The 7804-nt window shown below is 68.9% G+C and carries 5 protein-coding genes and 1 pseudogene; 3 read left to right on the plus strand and 3 right to left on the minus strand.

Features of this window, described 5'->3' with window-relative positions; genetic code table 11:
* Positions 1-245: 245 nt before the first annotated feature.
* The gene (locus NDW01_RS41405) at positions 246-1223 is read right to left on the minus strand and encodes an L-threonylcarbamoyladenylate synthase (protein ID WP_252830034.1); all 978 of its coding nucleotides are present in this window, start codon (positions 1221-1223) and stop codon (positions 246-248) included.
* Between the two features lie 418 nt (positions 1224-1641).
* On the opposite strand from NDW01_RS41405, the gene NDW01_RS41410 reads away from it, so the two are divergent.
* A complete protein-coding gene (locus NDW01_RS41410; RefSeq protein WP_252830036.1) occupies positions 1642-2307 on the plus strand; it encodes an NADPH-dependent F420 reductase in 666 nt (221 codons plus the stop codon).
* 173 nt (positions 2308-2480) lie between these two features.
* Here the strand turns inward: NDW01_RS41410 and NDW01_RS41415 are convergent, their stop codons facing one another.
* Positions 2481-3761 carry an ROK family transcriptional regulator gene (locus NDW01_RS41415; RefSeq protein WP_252830038.1) on the minus strand — a complete coding sequence of 427 codons (1281 nt, stop codon included), beginning with the start codon at positions 3759-3761 and terminating at the stop codon, positions 2481-2483.
* Between the two features lie 343 nt (positions 3762-4104).
* On the opposite strand from NDW01_RS41415, the gene NDW01_RS44195 reads away from it, so the two are divergent.
* Positions 4105-5970: a sigma-54-dependent Fis family transcriptional regulator gene (locus NDW01_RS44195; protein ID WP_252830040.1), complete on the plus strand. Its 1866-nt coding sequence runs from the start codon at positions 4105-4107 to the stop codon at positions 5968-5970.
* Between the two features lie 311 nt (positions 5971-6281).
* Positions 6282-7583, plus strand: a complete 1302-nt coding sequence (locus NDW01_RS41425; RefSeq protein WP_252830042.1) for a PP2C family protein-serine/threonine phosphatase — start codon at positions 6282-6284, stop codon at positions 7581-7583.
* Positions 7584-7664: 81 nt separating this feature from the next.
* Here the strand turns inward: NDW01_RS41425 and NDW01_RS41430 are convergent.
* Positions 7665-7804: pseudogene (locus tag NDW01_RS41430) on the minus strand (IS256 family transposase); the annotation flags it as partial.

Here is a 7804-nt window from a genome sequence, read left to right on the forward strand (position 1 = left end):
AGCAGCCGGCCTCCCGAACCGGCTTCCTGCTCCGAAGCATGTCCCAGCCGGTTCGGGGGGCACCGCGGTCGACCTCCCGACGGGGCGGGTGACCGTGGGCAGTGCCCAGGAACTGCCCGAGCCCGTGGAGCGAGCGGCAGTCGAGGAAGCGGGCTATCAGGTGACCGCATGGCCGTCGGCCACCAGCGCGAACCCTTCCCCCTCCGCCGGCTCGTGACCACGCAGTCGAACGGCGTCGGTGCCGGTCACGCCGTGGGGCGGGGCCCTGCGGCGCGGCGGAGCCGGTTGGCGATCGCGAGTCCCAGCCCCTCCTCTGCCGGCAAGGAGGCGATGATGAGGTCGCACCCTCGCTGGTCGAGCTCGCGCAGGAACCCGTACAGCCCGCGCGCATAGGCGGCCATCGAGTCGGGGACCGCCACTACGGTGTGTGCCTTCACCGGAGCGTCGGCGAAGGCCGGGGGAAGAAAGACGCCCACCTGGTGCCCTAGCTCCTGCGCGCTCTCGGCTTCGGCGGCGATTTCCTCGGGCTCGACGAGGATGACCTGCGCACGCGGCGCGTAGTGCGAGGGGTGCTGGCCCGGCACCCGGATGCGGCTGGTCGAGTGGACCGCGAGCGGGCGGCCCAGCACCGCCTCGAGGTCCTCGCGCGTCACCCCGCCGGGCCGAAGAATGCTCGGAATCTCGCCGGTGGCGTCGACGATCGTCGACTCGACGCCGACGTCGCAGGGGCCGCCGTCCAGCACGAAGTCGACGGCATCGCCGAGCTCCGCGCGGACGTGGTTGGCCGTGGTAGGGCTGACCTGACCGAAGCGGTTGGCGGATGGGGCCGCGACACCGCCGCCGAAGGCGGACAGCAGCGCGAGCGCGACGGGGTGGTCGGGCACGCGCACGGCGACCGTCTCCATGCCACCAGTGGTCTGGAGGGCCACCCGGCGACCGCGCCGCAGGACCAGCGTGAGCGGCCCCGGCCAGAAGCGTTCGGCCAACAGACGCGCTGTCGCGGGCACCTCCTCGACCCAGTCGCCCAGGTGTTCCACGCCGCCGATGTGGACGATCAGCGGGTGAGAGGGCGGGCGCCCCTTGACCTGGAAGACGCGTGCGACCGCGGCGGAGTCCTCGGCGTTGGCGCCCAAACCGTAGACGGTCTCGGTCGGGAAGGCCACCAGGCCGCCGGCGCGTAGCACACCCGCCGCCTTATCGATGTCACTCGTTATCGCCGTCACCCTCACGATCCTCCCACTGTCCCGCTCACCCACCGTCCGTGGCATCGCCGGCGCATGACGTCCGGTCTTCATCCAGTCTCCCGGACGGTCGCAGGTGGTGGAGCCGACGGTGGATGACCGGATCGGCCAGCCGGTAACGAACGACCGGCCGAATGGAGTCTCAACACGCCGCGCCATGATCGACCTGCTGGCCTCCCCGGAGGTCCTCCGTGCTCAGGCCGCCAGACCGAACTCGTGGCTGATGACCTCCCAGCGCCGGCCATTCGCAAGCCGGGTATCACCTCCCGGGCGGCTCTCCGCGACGCCCTGTCGCAGTAAGCCGACTTCCCGGGAGGCGTTGTGACGTCGCCATACCCGAACTGCTGGACCTGCCGGTCAGTCGGTCCCAGGCGGCGTGATCGGCAGCACGCCGGTCCGCATGGCCATCACCGCAGGCATGGATGTCGTGCTGAGCAACTCGCGTGGCCCCGACACCCTCGCCGAGCTGGTCGCCGAGTTGGGCGACCACGCGCGAGCCGGCACACCGGCCCAGGCGGCCAACCCGATGCACGCCTACGACAAGCCTCCTGTCACGGAACTGGCCGGCAAGACCGTGATCGACACGCTGAACTACTACCCGGACCGTGACGGCCGGATCGCCGCGCTCGACGCGAACACCCTGACCTCCAGCGAGCTCGTGCAGCGGCACCTGGCCGACTCGCACGTGGTCAAGGCGTTCAACAACATCGACTTCCGGCGGCTGGTCCTGCTCCCGCGGCCGGCAGGTTCCGTCGACCGCAGCGCTCTGCCGATCGCCGGTAACGACGCGGCCGCCAAGGAGCAGGTCACGCACCTGCTCGACGTGTTCGGGTACGACGCGGTGGACGTCGGCACTCTCGCCGACAGCTGGCGCACCGAGCCCAACAACCCGGTCTACGTCCAGCCGTACATGCCACAGCTGCCGGACGGGCTGACCATGGACGAGGCGGGACCGTGGTTCTTCGAGAGTCCCGGTGTTCCGCTTACGGCGAGCCGGGTGACGGAACTGGTCGGCGTGGCCGTTCGTGGCCCCGCCGGCACCACCCCACCGTTTCTGCAGAGCTGACCACCAGAGGTCCCGGATACCGGCACTCTCCCTATGGGATGAGTGCGGCATTCGAACCGGCTTGGCCGACTGGCGCGTCGCATGCGGGTGCGGCCGCCCGTCGTCGCTGCGGCGCTGTCAGCGCGACAGGCGCCAGAGTCGGCGCGTGGTGCCGGTTCGGCGGCTCAACGGGATCAGGGGGTGCCCGCGGGTGTCTGGAGCACGATGGCCGCGGCTCCCCAGGCGGTCGACCAGCGGCCGAGCTTCGCGAGGTCGAGGTGGACGGCGTTGGCGGCCGGAGACATCGCGGTCCGGGCCAGTTTGTTCCGGATCGGGTCGAGCAGGATCTCGCCGGCCGTGCTGAGGGCTCCTCCGATGAGGATCGTGTTGGGGCTGTTGAGATTGACCAGGGTGCCGAGCGCGATGCCGATCAGGTCGCCTGCGTCCTCGATCAGGGTCCGGCAGAACCGGTCTCCTTCTTTGGCGCGGCTGGCGAGATCGAGAACGCTGTCGATCCGCGGCGGGAGGAAACGGTTCGCGGCGCCGGTGGGCCGGGCTTCGAGCGTGCGGGCTCTGGCGGCGCGTGCCTGTTGAAGGAGCTTCAGGCCTCCCACGTAGAACTCGAGGCATCCATGGTTGCCGCACGGACAGATGTCGCGCTCCAGGTAGTTGAGCGTGATGTGTCCGAGCTCTCCGGCGGTTCCGTCAGCGCCACGGTGCAGGCGGCCGTTCCGGACGGTGCCCGCGCCGATGCCGGTGCCGACCTTGACGAAGGTGAGCTCGTAATCGCCGTCGATTTCCCGCCAGGGTTGATCAGGGCCGAAGACGGCCTCACCGAGGCAGCCGAGACTCGCGTCGTTCTCGACGATGACCGGTACGCCCAGGTGCTCGGACAGGTTCGGGCCTGGTGAAAAGTCGGCCCAGCCGGGAAGCAGGGTGGGGCTTCCGACCACCCCTTCGAGCGTCACGGGAGCCGGGATGCCGAGGCCGACGCCGATGACGTCGGCGGCGTCGGCGTGGTTGCGGGCGAGGAGGGAGTTCACCAGCTCGACCGCCTTGTCGGCCGCGTCGGTGGGACGCAGGTCGGCGTTTCGAGGATGGACGTGGGAATCCAGCTCAGGACCGGTTGAGATCTTGTCGATGGGCTGATGGCCCAGGCTCGTGAGCACCACGGAGATGTGAGAGCGGCCGAGGTCCACGCCCACGGCAAGGCCGGCCTTCCGGGTCAGGAAGATCGTCTCTGGTGGCCGGCCGGGCCAATGCCCCGAGGTCTCGTTCTCCTCCTCGGAGGTGATCAGCCCATGGTCTTTCAGCTCGGTTACCGCTGTCGACACGGTCGGCCGCGACATGCCGGTGCGGCGGCTCAGCCGTGCCCGCGTGCTGGGACCTTCCGTCCGCAGCGCCTCGGCCAGCCGCAACGCTCCCTTCGTCAGACCGAAGCGGGTCCACGGTGAGCGCACCAGACCATCGGTCATGTCCACATGCTGGGTCCACCTTCTGCCGCACGTCAAATACTCGGCACCGCGGGCTCGCCGACGTGCGCCTTATCGAAGGCGTTGGCTCAAACATAGATCGTTGGCAAGGAGTTCCGTCAGGACTTGCCTTAAGTGCCCTGATCACGGAGGGTAGTTATGTCTGATTCGACCCGTTAGATGCGGGTTGATCGCTTTGGTGCGACGAGGCACCCCACGCGCGGTCAGCGAGCGACTGGTGCGCACGGTCCAGGAGACCGGCCTCACCGAGCGCCGCTATCGCGGATGAACGATCGACCGCCTGGCCGCTGTCCACTCGGCTCGGGGTGGCATCCAAGGAGATGAAGTGTCCCAGCACCTCAACCGCGAATCTCTCGTGGACCCCGCCGTGACCAGCGGCCCGAACCACATGCCGGCCGCGGCCGGCGCCGCGATGGGGGGAAACGGCGGCAGCGCCCACGACGGCGTGGCCTGGGCGCGGGAGCGGTTTCTCGAAGCGGGAGACGTGCCACCGGTGGGGTTGCGGGCCGGGATCGTCGAGTCATGGCGCCGTTCCCGGCTGTCGGGTGTCGACAGCGCGGATCTGGATCCGCCGTATGTCGGTGACGTCGACGCCGACGACCGGCTCCTGCGGGCGGCACGGCCGGTGCTGGACCGGTTGGCGGAGACGCTGTTGGAGACCTGGATGAGCCTCGTCGTCTGCGACGCCGGCGGGCGGGTGCTGCATCGGCGGGTCGCCGACCGGTCGTTGCTGGAACGTCTCGACGAGGTCAGGCTCGCTCCGGGCTTTTCCTACGCGGAGGAGTACGTCGGGACCAACGGCATGGGAACCGCCCTTGAGACCCGCCGGGTCTCCTACGTGTCCGGAAGCGAGCACTTCAACGAGCGGCTGCACGCGCTGGCGTGCGCGGCCTCGCCGATCTGGGATCGGCTGACCGGACGCCTGACCGGGCTGTTGAACGTCACCTGGTGGAACAAGGACGCCGATCCGCTGGCACCCGCCGTGTTGCCCGCGTTGGTGCACAACGCCGCGGATGCCATCGAGCAGCGGTTGTTGGAGTCGGGAGCGGAGCGGGAGCGGGCCCTGTTCACCGAGTTCCTGGCCGTTGGGAGGCACACGGGTCGGCCCGCCGTCACCCTCAGCGACGACCTTATGATGGCCAACCGGCAGGCCACCGATCTGCTCGCGCCCGCCGATCACCCGATCGTACGAGACCGGGCGGCCGAACTGCTGCGATCCGGCGAGTCGTCCGGCCAGGTCACGCTGTCCCACGGGGAGGTGGCCACCCTGCGGTGCCGCCCCATCGGAACACACGCGGCGGTGGTGGAGATCGATCTGGCCGGTGTACCCCGGCCCATGTTCCGGCCGCGGGTCCAGCCCGCCGACCTGCGCCTCGCGGGAAAGTCCGTGATCTTCAGCAAGGTGTGCGCGGAGCTGATGGCGCGGTGCCGGAGCGGTGTCCGGGTCCTGGTGGAGGGCGAGCCCGGATCAGGCAAGCTCGCGCTCGTCGAAGCCGTCCATCGCGCGTGCGCGCCCGGGGCATCGCTTGTCGTCATAGAGCCGCACCAGCGGGTCGAAGAGGTCGCCGCCCGCCTGGATCAGGTGCCATCCAGCCCTTCGGTGAAGCACACGGTGGTGCTGCGCCACCCGGAGCGTTTCACCCCGGCGGTGCTGACAGCGATCACAGTGTGGCTGGACTCCGTCTCCGGGTGCTCGGACCGGCTCTGGCTGGTCGCCACGGCGGCCGGCGACGCCGAGTTGCCGAACGACCTGCTCCGCGGCCTGCCGGTGACACTGACCGTGCCACCACTGCGTCATCGGATCGATGACCTGCGCGAACTCGTCCCCGCCCTGCTGCGCAGGTTTGCCGGTCACCGGGCGGTCTCGTGCGACCCGGCCGCGATGCGGGTCTTGCTGCGGGCACCCTGGCCGGGGAACGTCGCCGAGTTGGAACACGCGCTACGGCACGCATTGACCCGCAGGAGGGCAGGGCAGATCCGGCCGGAGGACCTGCCTGAGTCATGCCATGTGACCAGCCGGCGCGTGCTCACCCCATGGGAGACCCTTGAACGTGACGCGATCGTCCGCGTCCTACTGGAAACCGACGGTGACAAGGTCGAGGCCGCCGACCTGCTGGGCCTCTCCCGCGCGACGATCTACCGCAAAATCAACTCCTACGGAATCTCGGTGATCCCTCGCGGCAGCAGGTGATCTGAGCGATGCCTTTCCCGGCTCAGCAGGGGCCGCTGGAGAGACCGGTCTGCTCCGGCCAAGACGACGCCGACCGAGACACGGTCCGTCTCGAATTGAGACGGCTCCACCACGTGATCACACGGTTGACTCTCACACGCGAGACCAACTCGGATGCCGCGCTCCGACTAGGAGGAGTCGCCACCGTGCGGCCGTTCTAGCGGGTACCGCCCATCGGGGCGCAGGCGGCCGCCGTCATCGCCGACTCCGGTGCTGACGGCCCATCACATTCACCGGGGACCGCCCCCGAAAGCGACGAATGGACGGCAAGCATGACCAACCACGGCCTGATCGCCCTTGACCGCCAGGACGGCGCCGGCAGGGAGCCGATAGCGATCTCCGGGATCGATTACGCGGCGCTGTTCGCCGCCACCCCGACCCCCAATGTGGTGCTCGACCTGGATCTGGTGATCGTGGAGGTCAACCAGGCATACCTGGATGCGACAGGCAGGACCAGGGAGGATCTGCTCGGACAGTACATCTTCGATGCCTTCCCCGATAATCCCGCCGACCCTGAGGCCGAGGGGGTGCAGAACCTGAGCGCCTCGCTGCACCGGGTCCTGAACTCACGGCAACCGGACGTGATGCCGTTGCAGAAGTACGACATCCCGATCATGAATCGGCCCGGGCAGTTCGAGGAGCGGTGGTGGTCAACGATCAACACTCCGATCCTCGGGGCGGACGGGCACGTGACTCGGATCATCAACCGGGTCGAGGACGTCACCGCGTTCGTCCGGTCTCGTGCCGCCGATGATCACCTGCTGTCTGAGCGGATCACCGAGCGTGATGCGCTGGAAGCGGAGCTCTATGAACGGGCGCGTGAACTGCAGCGGCTGAACGAGGAATTGCGGCAGGCTCATGCCCGTGAGCGGCAGGTGGCCGTCACCTTGCAGGAGGCAATGCTCCAGTCGCCTGACCTGGCGCAGCACCCGGACGTGGCGGTGCGGTATCTACCCGCCACCGAATCCCTGAATGTGTGCGGCGACTGGTATGACCTGATCGACCTTTCGGACGACTGTTTCTCGGTGGCGGTCGGCGACGTCGTCGGCCATGGGCTGGACGCCGCCGCCACCATGGGCATGCTCCGCAGCGCCCTGAACGCCGCCGTGCGCGCGACCCAGCGCCCTGCCCAGGCACTGGAGAGCCTGGGCTTGTACTCCCGGTCGTTCGAAGGTGCGCTGAACACCACCGCCGTCGCGGCGCTGGTGAATCGCCGCAGCCAGGTGATCGTCTACAGCAGTGCAGGACACCCACCCATGGTGCTGGTGCACCCGGACGGCAGCTGTGACCTGCTGGACCAGGCCACCGACCCGCCGCTGGGAGCCCGACCCCAGCACGTTCCCCGTCCCCAGGCATCCCACCCTTACAGCCCCGGAGACACCCTCGTGCTCTACACCGACGGATTGATCGAACGCCGCGGCGAGGACATCGAAGCAGGCCTGGCCCGCCTGACCGGCGTCCTCGGCCGTCACAGCACCCTGTGCCCGGAGCCTCTGGCCGACGCCCTGCTGACCCACCTGGGCGTCATCCACGGAACCCGCGACGACATCGCCATCATCATCGTCCGTCTGTGAGCCCGGCGCCCATGCACTACCTCGTGGACTGACGAGGCCCGGGGTCTGTCCAGTTAACGGTGTAACTCGGTTTTGCGGGGTCTAGTTGCGGGCTGCGGCCAGGCGGCCTTCGAAGGTGATCTCGAAGGCGTTCAGGGCTGCTTTCCAGCGGGTGATCCAGCGTTTGCGGCCCTTGCCGGTGGGGTCCAGGCTCATCACCGCCAGGTAGACGCATTTCAACG

It is taken from the genome of Actinoallomurus soli (assembly GCF_024055715.1).
Lineage (GTDB): Bacteria > Actinomycetota > Actinomycetes > Streptosporangiales > Streptosporangiaceae > Actinoallomurus > Actinoallomurus soli.